The sequence below is a fragment of the Clostridium bowmanii genome, from assembly GCF_018861315.1.
In the GTDB taxonomy this organism is placed as follows: Bacteria; Bacillota; Clostridia; order Clostridiales; family Clostridiaceae; genus Clostridium_AD; species Clostridium_AD bowmanii.
In genome coordinates, this window is record NZ_JAHLDL010000014.1 from 74,359 (window position 1) to 89,702 (window position 15,344).

General features: G+C 30.5%; 15 protein-coding genes. 10 read left to right on the forward strand and 5 right to left on the reverse strand.

Going from position 1 to position 15,344, the window contains the following annotated elements; translation table 11 throughout:
* The first annotated feature begins 19 nt into the window (after positions 1–19).
* Together KPL51_RS11295 and KPL51_RS11300 are read left to right on the forward strand one after the other, a co-directional pair.
* Positions 20–970: an acetyl-CoA carboxylase carboxyltransferase subunit alpha gene (locus tag KPL51_RS11295; protein WP_216161124.1), complete on the forward strand. Its 951-nt coding sequence runs from the start codon at positions 20–22 to the stop codon at positions 968–970.
* 155 nt (positions 971–1,125) lie between these two features.
* The gene (locus KPL51_RS11300) at positions 1,126–2,007 is read left to right on the forward strand and encodes a DegV family protein (RefSeq protein ID WP_216161127.1); all 882 of its coding nucleotides are present in this window, start codon (positions 1,126–1,128) and stop codon (positions 2,005–2,007) included.
* Positions 2,008–2,096: 89 nt separating this feature from the next.
* Here KPL51_RS11300 and KPL51_RS11305 read toward each other — a convergent pair whose 3' ends face one another.
* Positions 2,097–2,243 (reverse strand): small, acid-soluble spore protein, alpha/beta type, encoded by a 147-nt coding sequence (locus KPL51_RS11305; RefSeq protein WP_216161130.1) that lies wholly within the window; start codon positions 2,241–2,243, stop codon positions 2,097–2,099.
* A gap of 235 nt (positions 2,244–2,478) precedes the next feature.
* Between KPL51_RS11305 and proC the strand changes: the two genes are divergently transcribed.
* The gene (proC, locus tag KPL51_RS11310) at positions 2,479–3,288 is read left to right on the forward strand and encodes a pyrroline-5-carboxylate reductase (protein ID WP_216161133.1); all 810 of its coding nucleotides are present in this window, start codon (positions 2,479–2,481) and stop codon (positions 3,286–3,288) included.
* Between the two features lie 67 nt (positions 3,289–3,355).
* Here the strand turns inward: proC and KPL51_RS11315 are convergent, their stop codons facing one another.
* From KPL51_RS11315 to KPL51_RS11325, 3 genes are all read right to left on the reverse strand, one after another.
* Positions 3,356–4,513: a stage II sporulation protein P gene (locus tag KPL51_RS11315; RefSeq protein WP_216161136.1), complete on the reverse strand. Its 1,158-nt coding sequence runs from the start codon at positions 4,511–4,513 to the stop codon at positions 3,356–3,358.
* A gap of 73 nt (positions 4,514–4,586) precedes the next feature.
* Positions 4,587–6,347 (reverse strand): M56 family metallopeptidase, encoded by a 1,761-nt coding sequence (locus tag KPL51_RS11320; protein ID WP_216161139.1) that lies wholly within the window; start codon positions 6,345–6,347, stop codon positions 4,587–4,589.
* A 5-nt stretch (positions 6,348–6,352) separates the two neighbouring features.
* The gene (locus KPL51_RS11325; protein ID WP_216161142.1) at positions 6,353–6,736 is read right to left on the reverse strand and encodes a BlaI/MecI/CopY family transcriptional regulator; all 384 of its coding nucleotides are present in this window, start codon (positions 6,734–6,736) and stop codon (positions 6,353–6,355) included.
* A gap of 290 nt (positions 6,737–7,026) precedes the next feature.
* On the opposite strand from KPL51_RS11325, the gene KPL51_RS11330 reads away from it, so the two are divergent.
* The 6 genes from KPL51_RS11330 to KPL51_RS11355 all read left to right on the forward strand — a co-directional run bounded on the left by KPL51_RS11330 (position 7,027) and on the right by KPL51_RS11355 (position 12,533).
* Complete coding sequence (locus tag KPL51_RS11330; RefSeq protein ID WP_224854141.1) at positions 7,027–8,277, forward strand: hypothetical protein; 1,251 nt, start codon at positions 7,027–7,029, stop codon at positions 8,275–8,277.
* Between the two features lie 105 nt (positions 8,278–8,382).
* Positions 8,383–9,108 carry an ABC transporter ATP-binding protein gene (locus tag KPL51_RS11335; RefSeq protein ID WP_216161145.1) on the forward strand — a complete coding sequence of 242 codons (726 nt, stop codon included), beginning with the start codon at positions 8,383–8,385 and terminating at the stop codon, positions 9,106–9,108.
* Positions 9,095–9,847 carry an ABC transporter permease gene (locus KPL51_RS11340; protein WP_216161148.1) on the forward strand — a complete coding sequence of 251 codons (753 nt, stop codon included), beginning with the start codon at positions 9,095–9,097 and terminating at the stop codon, positions 9,845–9,847. Before KPL51_RS11335 ends, KPL51_RS11340 begins: the two co-directional genes overlap by 14 nt.
* A 44-nt stretch (positions 9,848–9,891) precedes the next feature.
* Complete coding sequence (locus KPL51_RS11345; RefSeq protein WP_216161151.1) at positions 9,892–11,334, forward strand: sensor histidine kinase; 1,443 nt, start codon at positions 9,892–9,894, stop codon at positions 11,332–11,334.
* 9 nt (positions 11,335–11,343) lie between these two features.
* Complete coding sequence (locus tag KPL51_RS11350) at positions 11,344–12,039, forward strand: response regulator transcription factor (RefSeq protein WP_216161154.1); 696 nt, start codon at positions 11,344–11,346, stop codon at positions 12,037–12,039.
* A gap of 236 nt (positions 12,040–12,275) precedes the next feature.
* Positions 12,276–12,533: a hypothetical protein gene (locus tag KPL51_RS11355; RefSeq protein ID WP_216161157.1), complete on the forward strand. Its 258-nt coding sequence runs from the start codon at positions 12,276–12,278 to the stop codon at positions 12,531–12,533.
* A gap of 85 nt (positions 12,534–12,618) precedes the next feature.
* Here the strand turns inward: KPL51_RS11355 and KPL51_RS11360 are convergent, their stop codons facing one another.
* Positions 12,619–13,737, reverse strand: coding sequence for an HD-GYP domain-containing protein (locus KPL51_RS11360; protein WP_216161160.1), 1,119 nt, complete (start codon positions 13,735–13,737; stop codon positions 12,619–12,621).
* Between the two features lie 264 nt (positions 13,738–14,001).
* On the opposite strand from KPL51_RS11360, the gene KPL51_RS11365 reads away from it, so the two are divergent.
* Positions 14,002–15,291 carry a CapA family protein gene (locus tag KPL51_RS11365; RefSeq protein WP_216161163.1) on the forward strand — a complete coding sequence of 430 codons (1,290 nt, stop codon included), beginning with the start codon at positions 14,002–14,004 and terminating at the stop codon, positions 15,289–15,291.
* Positions 15,292–15,344: the final 53 nt, after the last annotated feature.

Consider the following 15,344-nt stretch of genomic DNA (forward strand, 5'->3'; position numbering starts at 1 on the left):
GCGTTGGGAGTGAAATTTTATGGTAACTTTACCTTTTGAAAAGCACATGTACGAACTTAAAAGTAAAATAGATGAATTAAAAAATTTAGCAACAGACCAAAACTTGGATTTAGAAAAAGAAATAAGACAGATGGAAGTTAAGCTCTATAATATGCAAAAAGAAGCCTATAAAAATTTAACTGCTTGGGATAAGGTAAGCATAGCAAGACTTGTGGAACGTCCTACTGCTCTTGATTATATAAACCTTATCTTTGACTCTTTTATTGAGCTACACGGAGATAGATATTATGGAGATGATTCTGCTATTGTAGGTGGAATTGCATATTTAAATGGTATTCCTGTAACTGTTATAGCTCAGCAAAAGGGAAATAACACAAAGGAAAACATAAAAAGAAACTTTGGTATGCCTAGTCCTGAAGGATATAGAAAAGCTTTAAGACTTATGAGACAGGCAGAAAAATTTAGCAGACCCGTTATTTGCCTTGTGGATACTCCAGGAGCATATTGTGGACTTGGTGCAGAAGAAAGAGGCCAAGGAGAAGCAATTGCTAGAAATCTTATGGAGATGTCAACACTAAAAACTCCAATAGTATCAATAGTTATAGGAGAGGGTGGAAGTGGTGGAGCTTTAGCCTTGGCAGTAGCAGATGAGGTCTGGATGCTAGAACATGCAATTTATTCTATTTTATCACCAGAGGGTTTTGCTTCTATATTATTTAAAGATGCCAGTAGATCTAAAGAAGCAGCTAATGTAATGAAAATAACAGCTCAAGATTTAATTGAATTTGGAATAATAGATAGAATTATAAAAGAACCGCTGGGTGGAGCCCATACTAACGTAGATGAGATGGCGGCAAGTATTAAACGTAATCTAGAGGAGTCAATTAATAGATTAATATGGGAACCTATAGAATCATTACTTACTAAGAGATACTACAAATTTAGAAAGATTGGCAAGGTTGTAGAATAATTAATAAGATTAAAGGTTGAATAAAAAGTTTAATTTTGAGGTGTTTAAGAAAAGTATATATACTTTTCTTTTTTTTGGTATTGAAGTGTATGTATAAATCATACATAATAGAGGGGAGAATAATATTTATGAGAAGGGTAAAGGGGAATTAAGTTATGAGTAAAACACTTAGTGATACAATTTTAGTAATAGATTCAGGATGCGATTTACCTTTAGATTATATAAGGCAAGAGAATATAGTACCCATAGGTTTAGTATGCAATTTTAAAGGTGAAGCAATAGAGGATGACTTTGGTAAAAATTTTATTCGTAAGGATTTTTATGATGCTTTAAGGCAAGGAGAAATGCCCACTACCTCACAGATAAATAGCCAAAGATATGAAGACGTTTTTAGAAAGTATGTTAAGGAAGGAAAGTCTATCATATATATTGTTATGTCTTCTGGAATATCAGGAACTATAAATAGTGCGAATTTAGCAAGAGAAACTATACGTGAAGAGTTCCCAGAGGCTAATATAAGTATAGTTGATAGTAAATGTGCAAGTCTTGGGCAAGGACTTTTAGTTTATTATGCTTATGAAATGTTAAAAAAAGGAAAATTAAAAGATGAAATAGTTACCTGGCTAGAGGAAAATAAACTTAGAATTAACCACTGGTTTACAGTTAATGATTTAAACCATTTAAAAAGAGGTGGGAGAATATCTAGTTCTGCTGCAACGGTTGGTACTTTGCTTAATATAAAACCTGTTTTGTTTATGAACAATGATGGGAGACTAATTCCTTTTTCTAAATGTAGAGGAAGAAAAAGGGCAATACACACCTTAGCTGAAAAATTTATAGAAAGAACAGATCCAAATGTAAAACAAGTTATTGCAATAGGCCATGGGGATTGTATTGACGATGCATTAGCTTTAGAGGCCTTGGTTCGCGAGAATGGAAATGTGGAAGACGTTATTTTAAACTATGTAGGAACAGCAATAGGATCTCATACAGGACCAGAAATACTAGGATTATATTTTATAGCAGATGAAAGATAGGGACCATTATATTGAGGGTAAGAATATCGCAATTATAATTTTATTTAATAAAGTAAAGGGAGATGCCAGCGAGACATCTCCCTTTAAAACTATTTTGTTTCTTTTCCTAATTTCTTAGATTCTTTAGAAACTCCTATTTCATTGGCAGTTTCCATTTTCATTTTAGATAATTCCTGTTTTGTTTTTGGGTTAGCCTTTTTATTATCTTTGCTGTTTTTATTATCTTTATGTGACATTGAATAAACCTCCTTGTATCGTTTAAGGGTAGTAAACAATTATTAATTGTTATTTCCCTTTTTATTTTACATTTCAATAATAATATAACCAAATTTATGATAAATATACAAAAAAATATGCTTTAGTAATAATTTAATAGATAGATTATTTTGATGATTTATTATTTATTTAAATGTACTATTTAATGATATAATTAGTATTATTTTGAAAAATTAGTTAGGAGGAAGTGTTTATATGAACAAAACAATAGGATTTATTGGCTGTGGGAATATGGCGAGAGCTATGATAGGTGGGATAGTAAAATCGAATTTAGTTTCTAGTGAAAAGGTAATAGCAAGTAATCCATCAGATAAGAGCTTAAATAAAGTAAAAGAAGAATATAATATTTTAGTAACTAAGGATAATGTAGAGGTAGCAAAGTATGCGGATATAGTAATACTGGCTATAAAGCCTGATAAGTATTTTCAGGTTATTGATGAAATAAAACCATATTTAAAGAAGAATGTAATTATAGTAACTATAGCTGCAGGGATAACACTAGAACATATGAGTAGTAAGTTGGGAGACGGGGCCAAGGTAATAAGAACTATGCCAAATACTCCTGCGCTTGTAGGCGAGGGAATGAGTGCACTGTGTGCTAATAATAATGTAACTAAAGAAGAATTACAAGAGGTAGTAGATATATTTGAAAGCTTTGGTAAAATAGAAATATTAGAGGAAAATCTTATTGATGTAGTTCCTGCGGTAAGCGGTTCATCTCCTGCCTACGTGTATATGTTTATTGAAGCATTAGGCGATGGCGCTGTGCTTCAAGGTATGCCAAGAGATAAAGCATATAGAATGGCAGCCCAAGCGGTGCTAGGGGCAGCTAAAATGGTGCTTGACACTGATCAGCATCCAGGAAAACTTAAAGATAATGTATGCTCACCAGGGGGATCTACTATAGCTGCAGTATATACTTTAGAAAAAAATAATTTTAGGGGCTCAGTAATTTCAGCTATGGAGAGTTGCACTGAAAAAGCAATTAAAATGGGAAAAAAATAATATTACATAACCCAAAATTTAGAGGTGTAATAAAATTATTACACCTCTAATATATTGAAAAGGCTATTTATTTTTTGCCATTTAATTGCTCTGCAATAATTCTTCCTAAATACTTACCGGTATTTTCCACTTCCACAATATCATTAGTATAAGTGCCTACTTCAAGTAGCACTGCATTATCACTTTTATTCTGACTATAAAAGTCTATCCCCCTATGATAAGCGAATATCGGGTGGTCTCTTAAAAGATTTGGATATAATTTATTTGATATTCCTATCATAGAATCGATTAATTTCTTCTGCTTAACGTATCTAGGGTTTGCATCTGTTACTACAAACTGAAACTTAGCAACATTTTCACCATTTATTTTAGTCGTAACTAAATTCTTATTATCTACACTATCTCGATGTATATCTATAATTAAATCAAAATTTCCATATTCCTTTAAATACTTATCTAAAGTAACTCCAGATTTTTTGTAGGCATTATTATAATCTCCTTTATCATGCACAGTCTTATCGTGCAAAACTGCAATTCCATATTTACTTTCTAGTTCCTCAGATATTACATCGCCTACAGCACATACACTTCTTGTTTGATCTAAACTATTGGTAGTTTTAAGCGTTTCCTTGTCTGAGGTGCGATAAGCTTCGCAGGTATGAGTATGATATATAAGCACTCTTGGACTAGTTTTATTTAGAGTTTGTTTTAACTTAGGATTATAGAGGTCGGAAGTAACATTAGGATCTTCAACTTTATCTTCAGATTTACTTACCTGCTTATCATCTAAGTTAAAGGGGTTAAGAATAAATGTTTTTATTTTTTCTATACCATTGCTATGATCGGCTACACTTATATCAATACTGTCTTCATTATTATCTAAATATGCAATCTCTTTTATTATTATTGATATAGGATTCGAAATGTCTATTCCTAAAAATGATAAAGCAGCTATTTTCATGCTATTTTCATTGCTTCTTGACTGAGCTTCTTTGTTTGAGCATTTAATTACAGATAATACATTATTAATGACATTAACATAAAAATAATTTAGATAGGTTCCTTCACTATTTGCATTTGCTCTTTTAGGTAAAATAACGCCGAATAAAAAAATAATGAGTAATGTGAAAATAGTTAAAAACATTCTACTATTATTATCTTTTTTAATAGTGTGCTTAGGCATAGTATTATTCATGCCTTTAAAACCTATACCTTCATTACTCATCTTATCCCCCCTAATGATACAAGATATTGCTAATAATATTTGTTTTTATATGATTCGTATTGATAGATTACAATTAGTTAGGTGAACTCTTTTGAGTACTCTTTAATGCAGAAACCAGTGCATTTATAGAAGCTTGAATATCACTGTCACTAGATTTATCATTTCCAACCTCAATAAGCGCTGAATTGTTGGATAAATCTTGATTGTAATAAGATATTCCAAAGGTATACAAGTATATGTCTGATTCAATTCCGTTTGTAGTTTTTATATTGGCCATTAGGCTGTCTACTAATTTCTTATTTGTTTTATAGTGAGGGCTCTTTTCAGTAAGGACAAAAAGTATTTTTCTTGCATTGGATTTGTCCTTTTCTGTTATTTCACGATGTATGTCTAATAAAATAGTATTTGAATATGACTTTACATTTTTTATTATTAAATCACGTGAAGTTTGATATGATTTATTATATTCTGTAGATGGGTCAATTTTTATGAAATGGCTATTAAAACCTTCTTTAACAAGCTTATCATTGAGTAAAGCACCTACATCAGTTACTTTCATTCCAGAGGGGTAACCTTCATCAGCGTGACTATTATAAATCACTATGTCAGATGAAAATGGTACTATAGGCTTTATGTTAGCATTTGATGATTTTTTTATAGTAGTTGTTGCTGCATTTGGTGTACTATTAACTGTAATTTTAGAAGGCACCAATGGTGTTTCCACTTTTGATACTGTAGCTTTAGTAATATTTTTATCTGAGCTTACATTTGAAGTGTTTAGTGCAATTCCCAGGCTTCCTATAATGATGACAACTAAAGTGCCAAGTAATATACCCTTAATATTTATTTTTTTATACTTTGAAATCATAGTAATCCTCCTTTTTATTTCCGAACTATTCATAACCATTGGAGTAGTCCCAACAAGTCTATTACTGCTGCAAGCCAGCTCCAATACTCTTATTAATGCATTTCCATATTCCAGGTGACCACCTTGATCTAAAAGTGAAATCACTCCACTATCACAGGAAAATTCACAGTCTTGTCTCATTCTATTAAAGCCATAGAGTAAAATTGGATTAAACCAGTGAAAAATCGATAACAAAGTTATAACCCAATTTATAAACAGGTCTTTGTTTTTCAAATGGGTTAATTCGTGCATTACTATATACTTAAATTCGTCATCACAAACATTAACCGCTACACTCAATGGAATTAATATCTTTGGTTTAATTAATCCACATAAGGAAGGACTGACTATTTTTGCAGAATATGATAATGCTACCTCAGTTCTTATATTCATAGTTTCCATGCAGTCATATAGAATTTTTTTATGCGCGCTAGTTACATTTTTTATAGACGTTCTAATGATTTTTCTAAGCTTTTGATGCCCTGCAAATAATATACCTAGTAATAAGGCAATCCCAAAGAGCCATATTGTACAAAATAATTCCTTAATATTATTTTTTGTGTTTGAAGGTATATTTATAGAACTCTTAATTACACTTTTATTTGAAGTCGCAGAAGCACTTATTGATATTGAATCTCGTAAATTAGAATTAACAAATTGCTCTGAAGAATTAATTTGTGTTTTCTGTGTGCTTTCATTTATTGTGGACTGCACATAATAATTTTTATATAGATTAGAAATATTTAAAGGTGTTTGTGGTCCAAGAGGGATAATTAATTTTATGAGCAATATTAACCACATATAATAATGATAAGTGGAATTTAATTTATTCCTAAATATTGTTTTAGTAAGTAATATCAATAGTACAATTACACTGCCAGTTAAAGATGAAAGTGTAATTATCTTAAAAATATTTAATAAATGCATACACATCAACCTTTCGTTTTTTTTGATTGTTCTAGTATGTTTTTTAATTCTGCAATATCTGTTTCAGATATTTCTTCAGATTGGGCGAAGGTTAAAAGCATAGATTTAATAGAACCATTAAATACCCTATTCACAAAGGACTTACTTTCTAATTTTATACACTCATCTTCTGATACCAAAGGAAAATAGAAATATTCATAACCTAATTTGTTAAATCCAATTACATTTTTATTTAATAATCTGTTTATCAGACTCTTAACTGTTGCTGGTTTCCACTGGGATTTATCTTTTAGCTGCTGTATAATATTGATTGATGAAATTTCACAATTACTCCATATTATTTTCATTACTTCCCATTCTGCATTTGATATTCTAGGGATTTCAGGCATTGTTATACCACCTTCCATTTAAATTACGGTTGTAATTTGTATTATTTCTATACTATATTCTTGAATATAGTAATTATTACATTTTTATTTAAATCCATACTTTATATTTTTTTAAATTATTATTTAGAATATTTATAAAAGGAACTAGAGTTCCTTTGCTATAAAGGAGAACAAAGTTTATACTTTGTTTATAATTTGTTTATGAAAAGTAGAGACATGCACCTTAAAATAGAACTAGGAAAGACTTTCCTGCTAAAAAGAAAATTAAAATAAAAAGGAGTTTTTATAAAATGAAATTAAATAAAAAATCTGCAATAATTATAAGCTTTGCGTTAGGTACGGTAATGTTTACAACAACAGCTATTGCTCAAGTAGTAGCTAAAAGTGGATATGACCAGCTTAAAGATTCTGTAAAATATACAGCAGAGAATTGCACAACTAAACTTTCAAATTATACTATGGATACATCATTTAGTCTTAAGGACAATGGCACTGTTATTTATTCAGGGAATTCTCTTAATAAAGTAGATGTAGCAAGTGGAGCTAAGGAAGATGTGTCAACTAGAATAGAGGGGTCAACTAAGTCAGAAAATTATAATTACTCTGACAAAAAAGGTTCTATAAATAAAAACAGTGAACAAAACATTTATTATGTAAGTGAATATGCAAGTCCGCTTGAAAATACAGCTACTAGCAATCCTTTTAAAGAAGAAGGAGCTGATGATATTGAAAAAATTGCAGATGCTCTTGTGGGCAATTTAAAAGATGCTGTTGTAGTAGCCGAAAATTCAGATGGAACAAAAACACTATCTGGTTCACTAAGTGAATCGCAAATACCAGCATTAATTAATGCAGTTGTCTCTTTTCAATCAAAGAATGAATTTGGTAATAGGTCTAATAATCCTAATGGAGAGAGTAGCTTGCCCAAAATAACAAAAGATGTATTTGTAAAAGAAGTTAAAGGAAATATGGTAACAACTAAAGAGGGCTTTATACAAAGTGTTCTCGGCAGCGGAATGATTTCTGGTAAAGATGAAAGTGGCACAGAACATAAACTAACCTTTGAGTTATTAGCAAAAATAACTAGTGTTAATTCAACTAAGGTTAGTAAACCTGATCTTACTGGTAAGAAAGTAGAGAAAAATGTACAACAAAATTACAGCAAAATAACTAATCCTGGAAAATATATAGGAAAATATAAAACTGATATCTTAATAGATAAAGGCGGAAAATTCGAGAAAATAGGTGAAAGATTCATAGATGTTACCACAGTAGATACCAAGAGTATTAGTGGAAGATTTTATGAAGAATATGCTGTGGGATATGAAGAATATGCAACAAACAAGAAGGACTTTAAATTTAATGCAAAATTTGAAAAAGATGGGTTAAATGCATCTATAAATGCTGCAAACTCTTCCAATAATGTGACCCAAGGTAATATATCTATAAACCCAGGTTCAGCAAAAATATACTTTAACACAGGTGAAAATACAAACGGAAATATGATTTTTGATGATCAATATAGTAAAATATTTAACTAATAATAAATAAGATTATTAGTATTAAAGGTAGGGACCTTATGATAACTTTTGCAACTATGAATCTATAGTTGTAAGAGTTATTAAATTAAATTTGGGGGTATACAAATGGAGAAAGCTATTGAAATTAAAAACCTTTCCAAGGTATATAAAAATGGAAGAGGTATAATGGATATCAATATTGACATACATAAAGGCGAAATTTTTGGGTTTCTAGGACCTAATGGTGCTGGTAAGACTACTGCTATGAAAGTTATGGCAGGACTTATAAAACCAGACAGTGGAGATGTTAGAATCTTAGGACATAGTATCACGCAGGAATATCAAAAGGCTATGGGAAAAGTAGGCTGCATTATTGAAACCGCAGAATCCTATCTTTATTTGACTGCCTTCGAGAATTTAAAACAAGTTTCAAGATATTATAAAAATGTTGATGATGCGAGAATAGATGAAGTACTAGAACTTACCGGAATGTTAAAATATAAAAGTGAAAAACCAAGAAAATTTTCTCTTGGAATGAAACAAAGACTAGGAATTGCTGCTGCTATTTTATCAAGGCCAGAAGTGATTATTTTAGATGAACCACTAAATGGGCTTGACGTTGAGGGCATGATTTCTATGAGGAATATAATAAAAGACTTAGTAGAAAAAGAAAATACTACATTTTTCATCTCTAGCCATCTTATTCACGATATTGAGCTTACCTGCACCAATATTGGAGTGCTATACAATGGGAAGATGCTTAATGTAGATACTATGAAAAATATATTAAATAATTATGCCACACTGGAAAATTATTTTGTTAGCGAGGTAGAAAGAAATGGTAGAATTTAAAGCTGCTTTAACAAATGAAGTCGAAAAATTGTATAAAAGAAAAAAAGTTTTAGTTGCTCTGACTATATCACTTATTTTCATCATAATAGGACAGTTATCTATGGTGGTACTACGATCTGGCTTTGGACTACGTGGGGTTTCTAGTATGGATTTTCCTATACTTGTGCTTTCAGTAGTTGTAAATACCATTCTGCCACTATTTACGGCGCTTGTTACTATAGAAAGTTTCTCAGGAGAATTTTCGCAAAATACTATGAAGATTGCACTTACTAGGCCTATCTCAAGACTTATGTTTTACAGCGCAAAGTTGACTGCCATTATGTTATTTATACTTTCTAACCTTTTATTTGTAATGATTTTTTCAATACTTGCTGGTTGCCTTTTTAATGCAAATTCATTTACTTTAGCAAGTCTTTTTAAAATCTTACTTTCTTATGCGGTAACACTAGTGCCTATGGTGATATTATCAATAATTATTGCATTTTTTACAATGATAATTAGAAGTGGAATAGGGGTGTTTTTTCTGTCCATTTTTGTTTTTGTTACACTTAAAGGACTAGGAATTCTTTTTTATAGATATGCTGGAGTATTTATTACATCTATGATGAGCTGGTATACACTATTTCTTATGGAGACTATTCCTACTTTTAAAATATTTCTTCAGTTTATGATGATGCTCAGTTATGCTATAATATTTTTTACAGCAGGATATTACTTATTTGATAAAAAAGAATTTTAAGGGTAGTACTTAAACGAATTTAATGGATTTCTGGGGTGATGCAGTTGAATATAAAAAAGCGGTTAATTCTATCTAATACTATAACTATAGTGATTCCATTCGTTGTTACAATTATAGCATCTTTCTTATTTGTTTTTGTTTGTTCAACGATTTTTAATAAGGATGTAAGTTATGATAATTTTAAAAAATTTATGTTTATAAAAACGGAGCTGTCTAATACTAAAAGTACTATATGGAAACAAAATTCTGAGGATATGGAAGATCCAGTCTATCAGAAGTATTTGTATCAAAAGCTGTCCAATATAGATGGAGAGCTCATAATTCTTAAAAACAATACTGTTATTTTCACATCTAAGGATATAAATAAAATAGATATAGAAAAATGTTTATTAGAATCTAAAGTTAAATCCCAAAGAAAAGTAGTTGAAATTGATACTTTAGACTACATAGTTGAAGTAGCACCACTTAGGTTCAAGGATGAAGCTTTAGGAAGTGCCATACTATTGGCACCAACTTTTGAGTATGCAGGTATTCTTGAAAAACTTATTATATTTATCATTGGGGTATTCCTTATTACTTTTATAGGAGTTAACATATTTATGTCCTATCTATTTTCAAAAAGAATAATAAAGCCCTTGTCACTTTTAAAGGCAGCGGTTGGAGATATTAGTAAGGGGGATTTAAGTCTGGAAATAATTGAAGCTGGAGACCAAGAAATTGTGGATTTATGCGCTGATTTTGAAAAGATGAGAATACAACTTAAGGATGCTGTTAGTTTGAAAAAAAAGTATGATGATAATAGGACAATGTTAGTTTCTAGTATATCCCATGATCTTAAAACACCTTTAACTTCGATAAAAGGCTATGTTAAAGGTGTTTTAGATGGAGTGGCAAATACCCCTGAAAAAGCAGAACGATATTTAAAGACTGTTTATTCTAAAGCGGAGGGTATGGATGTTATGATTAATGATTTGCTTTTATACTCCAAATTAGATTTGAGTCAGCTTCCTTTTAACTTTGAAAAAACAGATATTATAGATTACTTTAATTACTGTATTCATGAAAGTACAATTGAACTTGAAAAATTTAATATAAAAATTTCTTTGATAAATGACTTGAAAGGATCAAAATACATTAAGATTGATAGAGAGAGACTTATGAGGGTTATACTAAATATTATTGATAATGCTCGTAAATATATGGATAAAGAGAAAGGCGAAATTACTATACTGCTTAGGGAAACTAATTCTAGTATCATTATTGAAATAAGAGATAACGGCTGCGGCATTGATAATAATGATGCAAATAAAATTTTTGACAGGTTTTATAGAGCAGATTCTGCAAGGAGTGAAGCTAAGGGGAGCGGACTTGGGCTTGCCATTGCAAAACAAATTGTAGAGGGACACAAGGGCAAAATATGGGCTATAAGTCATGAAAGCAAGGGTACAAGTATTTTGATATCATTCGGAAAAATATCAGAAGGGTAGAGGATTAATATGAAGAGAATTTTAATAGTCGAAGATGATGAAAGTATTGCTGAACTTGAAAAAGACTATCTAGAGATTGAGGGATTTGAAGTTAAAATATGTAACAATGGTGTGGATGGGTTAAATGCATTAAAAACAAACAAATTTGACTTGTTAATTCTTGATGCTATGCTTCCTAAAATTGATGGATATACTATTCTGCGTAGTCTTAAAGATGACAAGGACATTCCGGTTTTGATGGTTTCTGCAAAGAAAGAGGATATTGATAAAATAAAGGGGCTCAGTCTTGGTGCGGATGACTATATTACAAAGCCATTTAATCCCAGTGAATTAGTTGCTAGAGTTAAGTCACATCTTCGAAATTATGAAAGAATAAAAAATAAATTTAAGAGTGGAGCCCCCAATAGCACAGTTATAATAAGAGGTCTGGAAATAAGAAAAGATTGCAGGCAGGTATTTATGAATGGTGTTGAAATAAATTTAACACAAAAGGAATTTGAGCTATTACTGTATTTAGCTGAAAACCCTAATAGAGTATTTAGCAAAGAGGAATTATTTGAAAAAATTTGGGGATTTGATGCTATAGGAGATACTGCAACCGTTACAGTACATATTGGTAGAGTTAGAGAGAAAATTGAGGTATCTACATCTGTTCCTCAATATATTGAAACCGTTTGGGGAACTGGGTACAGGCTTAGGGTATAAAACATACTCTAAACCTGTACCCATTAATTTTCATTCACTATTATTTAAAAATTTATAAAATCTATTGACTTACGAACAAACGTTCGCTATAATATAAATATAGTATTAAAAGTAAAAATACCTGTAAAGTATTTTAAATATATAGATATTGTATTTTATAGTAGCTTGAATTTACAGAGAAGCTGTATTTTTAAAAGTACCACTTTAGTGGATTATTTAACTGGGGGTAAAACAATATGGAAACAAAGGATTTATGGGTTAAGATAAATTATTCGCAAGAGGGTAGTGATAGTTTATCAATAGCATATACTGCGAGTACTGATAAGGTAAATCATTCTTCTAAGTATTTAATTTGCGGGGGAAGGTACAATAAAAATGGTGGAACTATAATGTTTAAGGCCAAAAATATGGAAGAAGCCACGGAAATAGCTAATAATAATTTAGTAGCTAATGCAGGTACTAATAAATATGAGTATCTTAAAAGAATTATATAATCAATGGTATATAGTAAAGCAAGTTAATTAATGATTTTTAATATTATAGAGGATATTCTGAAGTATCAGAATATCCTCTATAATATTAAATGACAAATTCAATATTTTCGATTACAATATCTAACTGTTTTATCAATGAAACAGTTTCACCAATCTCTTGTGTATTGACAGTGGTTCCTTTCTTTATAATTTTAACTTGAGGTCTTAAAGCAAAGTTAGGGAATATACCTGTTACCACGCCTATATCACCAGTACTTAGTCTTACCAGTGTTCCAGGTGGGTAAGGAACAACTGCCTTTGAAAATGCTTTAACCATTTCATAATCAAATTGAGTATCACCATGGGAAAGTATGTATTCTACAGCATCATTAGGATTCATGGCTTTTCGATATGGACGGTCTGAAGTAAGCGCATCATAAACATCTGCAATAGCAACAATTCTCGCAAATCTGTTTATAGATTTATTCTTTATATTTTCTGGATATCCGCATCCATTCATTTTTTCATGGTGTTGAAGCGCCACGATTCTAGAGGGGGCAGATATATCTAAGCAACCTTTTAAATAATCGTAGCCTTTTGTAGTATGTTCTTTTATTATTTCAAATTCTTCATTTGTTAAGGGGCCGGGCTTTAGTACTATATCTATTGGAATAAGAACTTTACCTATGTCATGTATTAATGCACCCATGCATAAAGTGTAAAGATCATTTTGATTTAGCTGTAATTGAACACCTAACACTAGAGATATTACAGCTACATTTACACTATGCTGATAGGTGTAATTATCCATACTTTTAATGTCTACTAAACTAATCATTACATTTTTCTTACTTATAATTTCGTCAATTATATCTCTGGCAATACTTCCTATAGATTCAAAATAGGCATGGTTTTCTTTCGCAAATTTTTTTTCGTTGAAATTTATATTATTTGAATATAAATTATATTTTTCAAAACTATAGAAGGTTTCTTTTATAGCTTTTATAGCATTTTGACGTAATTCAGGTTTTATAACATCCTCAATTATAATTTCACTATACTCATCACTAATGTATATAGAACAAATTCGTAAACGTTTAATTCGTATTAAAAAAATTTCGGTTAGTACAACACCTTCTCTTAATAAAATTCGTCCATCATTATCAAATATAGTTTTGGCCAAATAATTTCCTGGTTTTGCAAATTCAATTGGTACAAGCCGCATAAAATATCACACCCTCAACATAAATAATTAAGTCACTTAAATGTATTTTACACTATTTAGACTGAAAATTACACTATTAATTACAAATAGAATACATAAAATATATTTAAAACAAAAAATGTATTTTATAGTAAAAATATATACAATACTGTTTTAAATATGAAATAAATGTATTTATAAAAATAATACATTTATTGTATAAAATGGTATAATATTGATTATAACTAATTTTCATTTAATTAATTTGTAAAGTGGTGATATATTATGAAAAAATCAAGTCAAATACTAATAATTATATGCATCTTTGTAGCTTCGGTTATCAGTACATTAATTATTAACATCCAAGGTGATAATTATAAAATTAGCAAAAACCAGGATATTAAAAAGCAAGAGATTAAAGAGAATTCAACTACAAGTGAAAATTTAGAATACAAGGAGGCAAACATTGTAGCGGTAGGCGATATAATAGTTCATGAAGACCAGCTAAAAGCACAATTAAATGAGAATACGGGGGAATACAATTTTTATAATAATTTTAAATATGTAAAGTCACATATAATTTCGGCGGACATTGCTCTTGCAAATTTAGAAACTACATTAGCTGGAGAAAAGAATAAATATACAGGATATCCCACCTTTAATTCGCCTAGCAGCTTAGCAGATGCAATGGTAGACAGTGGCTTTGATATTTTGTCTATAGTTAATAATCATACTATAGATAGGGGTAGTGCGGGTGTTTTTAGCACTATGTCAGAGATTCAAAAGAGAAGCCTTAAAGAAATTGGAGCAAGGGAAAATGTAGATAAAAAGCCCTACCTAATACAAGATGTAAAAGGGATAAAAATGGGCTTTATAAGCTATAGTTATGAAACACCAAGAAAGGGAGCAAGTAAGACATTAAACGCAATAGAAATTCCTAGTGATGTTGTAAATCTATTAAATACTTTTAGTTATGAACATATTGATGAAGATCTAAATAAAATAAAAATACAAATTGATGAAATGAAAAGTGCGGGAGCTGAGGCAATTGTATTTTTCATTCATTGGGGAAATGAATACGAGAGAGTACCTAATGTTCATCAAAAGAGTATTGCAAGGGCACTATGTGATTATGGAGTAGATGTAATTTTAGGAAGTCATCCACATGTAGTTCAAACTATGGAATTTATAACTTCTGAAAAAACAGGTAAAAGATCCTTGGTTGTATACTCAATGGGTAATTTTATTTCCAATCAGCAATATGAAAGAACAAATAATAGATACACTGAGGATGGGGTTATTGTAAATATACAAATTAAGAAGAGTAAATTATCTAAGGATATCACAATAAGCGATGTTTCCTATATACCTACTTGGGTACACAGATATACTGATAATAATAAGTTCGTTTATGAAGTTTTACCCTTAACGGATGCACTAGCAAGCAAAGGTAAATATAATCTTAATGAGAGCCAATCGGCATGGAGAGCTGAAAATTCTGAGAAGAGTACCAGAATGCTAATGGGGGGCAGTAAGGAAATATTAGAGGCAGGCGCAAAAGAAGTTATGAATTAAATAGCGCATTTGTAATTGTATGTTAAGTTAATTGCGGTGGCGGGTTTATCATA

Coding starts and splice junctions, on each gene's coding strand:
- KPL51_RS11295 (WP_216161124.1), top strand. CDS start 20: ATGGTAACTTTACCTTTTGAAAAGCACATGTACGAACTTAAAAGTAAA.
- KPL51_RS11300 (WP_216161127.1), top strand. CDS start 1,126: ATGAGTAAAACACTTAGTGATACAATTTTAGTAATAGATTCAGGATGC.
- KPL51_RS11305 (WP_216161130.1), bottom strand. CDS start 2,243: ATGTCACATAAAGATAATAAAAACAGCAAAGATAATAAAAAGGCTAAC.
- proC (WP_216161133.1), top strand. CDS start 2,479: ATGAACAAAACAATAGGATTTATTGGCTGTGGGAATATGGCGAGAGCT.
- KPL51_RS11315 (WP_216161136.1), bottom strand. CDS start 4,513: ATGAGTAATGAAGGTATAGGTTTTAAAGGCATGAATAATACTATGCCT.
- KPL51_RS11320 (WP_216161139.1), bottom strand. CDS start 6,347: ATGCATTTATTAAATATTTTTAAGATAATTACACTTTCATCTTTAACT.
- KPL51_RS11325 (WP_216161142.1), bottom strand. CDS start 6,736: ATGCCTGAAATCCCTAGAATATCAAATGCAGAATGGGAAGTAATGAAA.
- KPL51_RS11330 (WP_224854141.1), top strand. CDS start 7,027: ATGAAATTAAATAAAAAATCTGCAATAATTATAAGCTTTGCGTTAGGT.
- KPL51_RS11335 (WP_216161145.1), top strand. CDS start 8,383: ATGGAGAAAGCTATTGAAATTAAAAACCTTTCCAAGGTATATAAAAAT.
- KPL51_RS11340 (WP_216161148.1), top strand. CDS start 9,095: ATGGTAGAATTTAAAGCTGCTTTAACAAATGAAGTCGAAAAATTGTAT.
- KPL51_RS11350 (WP_216161154.1), top strand. CDS start 11,344: ATGAAGAGAATTTTAATAGTCGAAGATGATGAAAGTATTGCTGAACTT.
- KPL51_RS11355 (WP_216161157.1), top strand. CDS start 12,276: ATGGAAACAAAGGATTTATGGGTTAAGATAAATTATTCGCAAGAGGGT.
- KPL51_RS11360 (WP_216161160.1), bottom strand. CDS start 13,737: ATGCGGCTTGTACCAATTGAATTTGCAAAACCAGGAAATTATTTGGCC.
- KPL51_RS11365 (WP_216161163.1), top strand. CDS start 14,002: ATGAAAAAATCAAGTCAAATACTAATAATTATATGCATCTTTGTAGCT.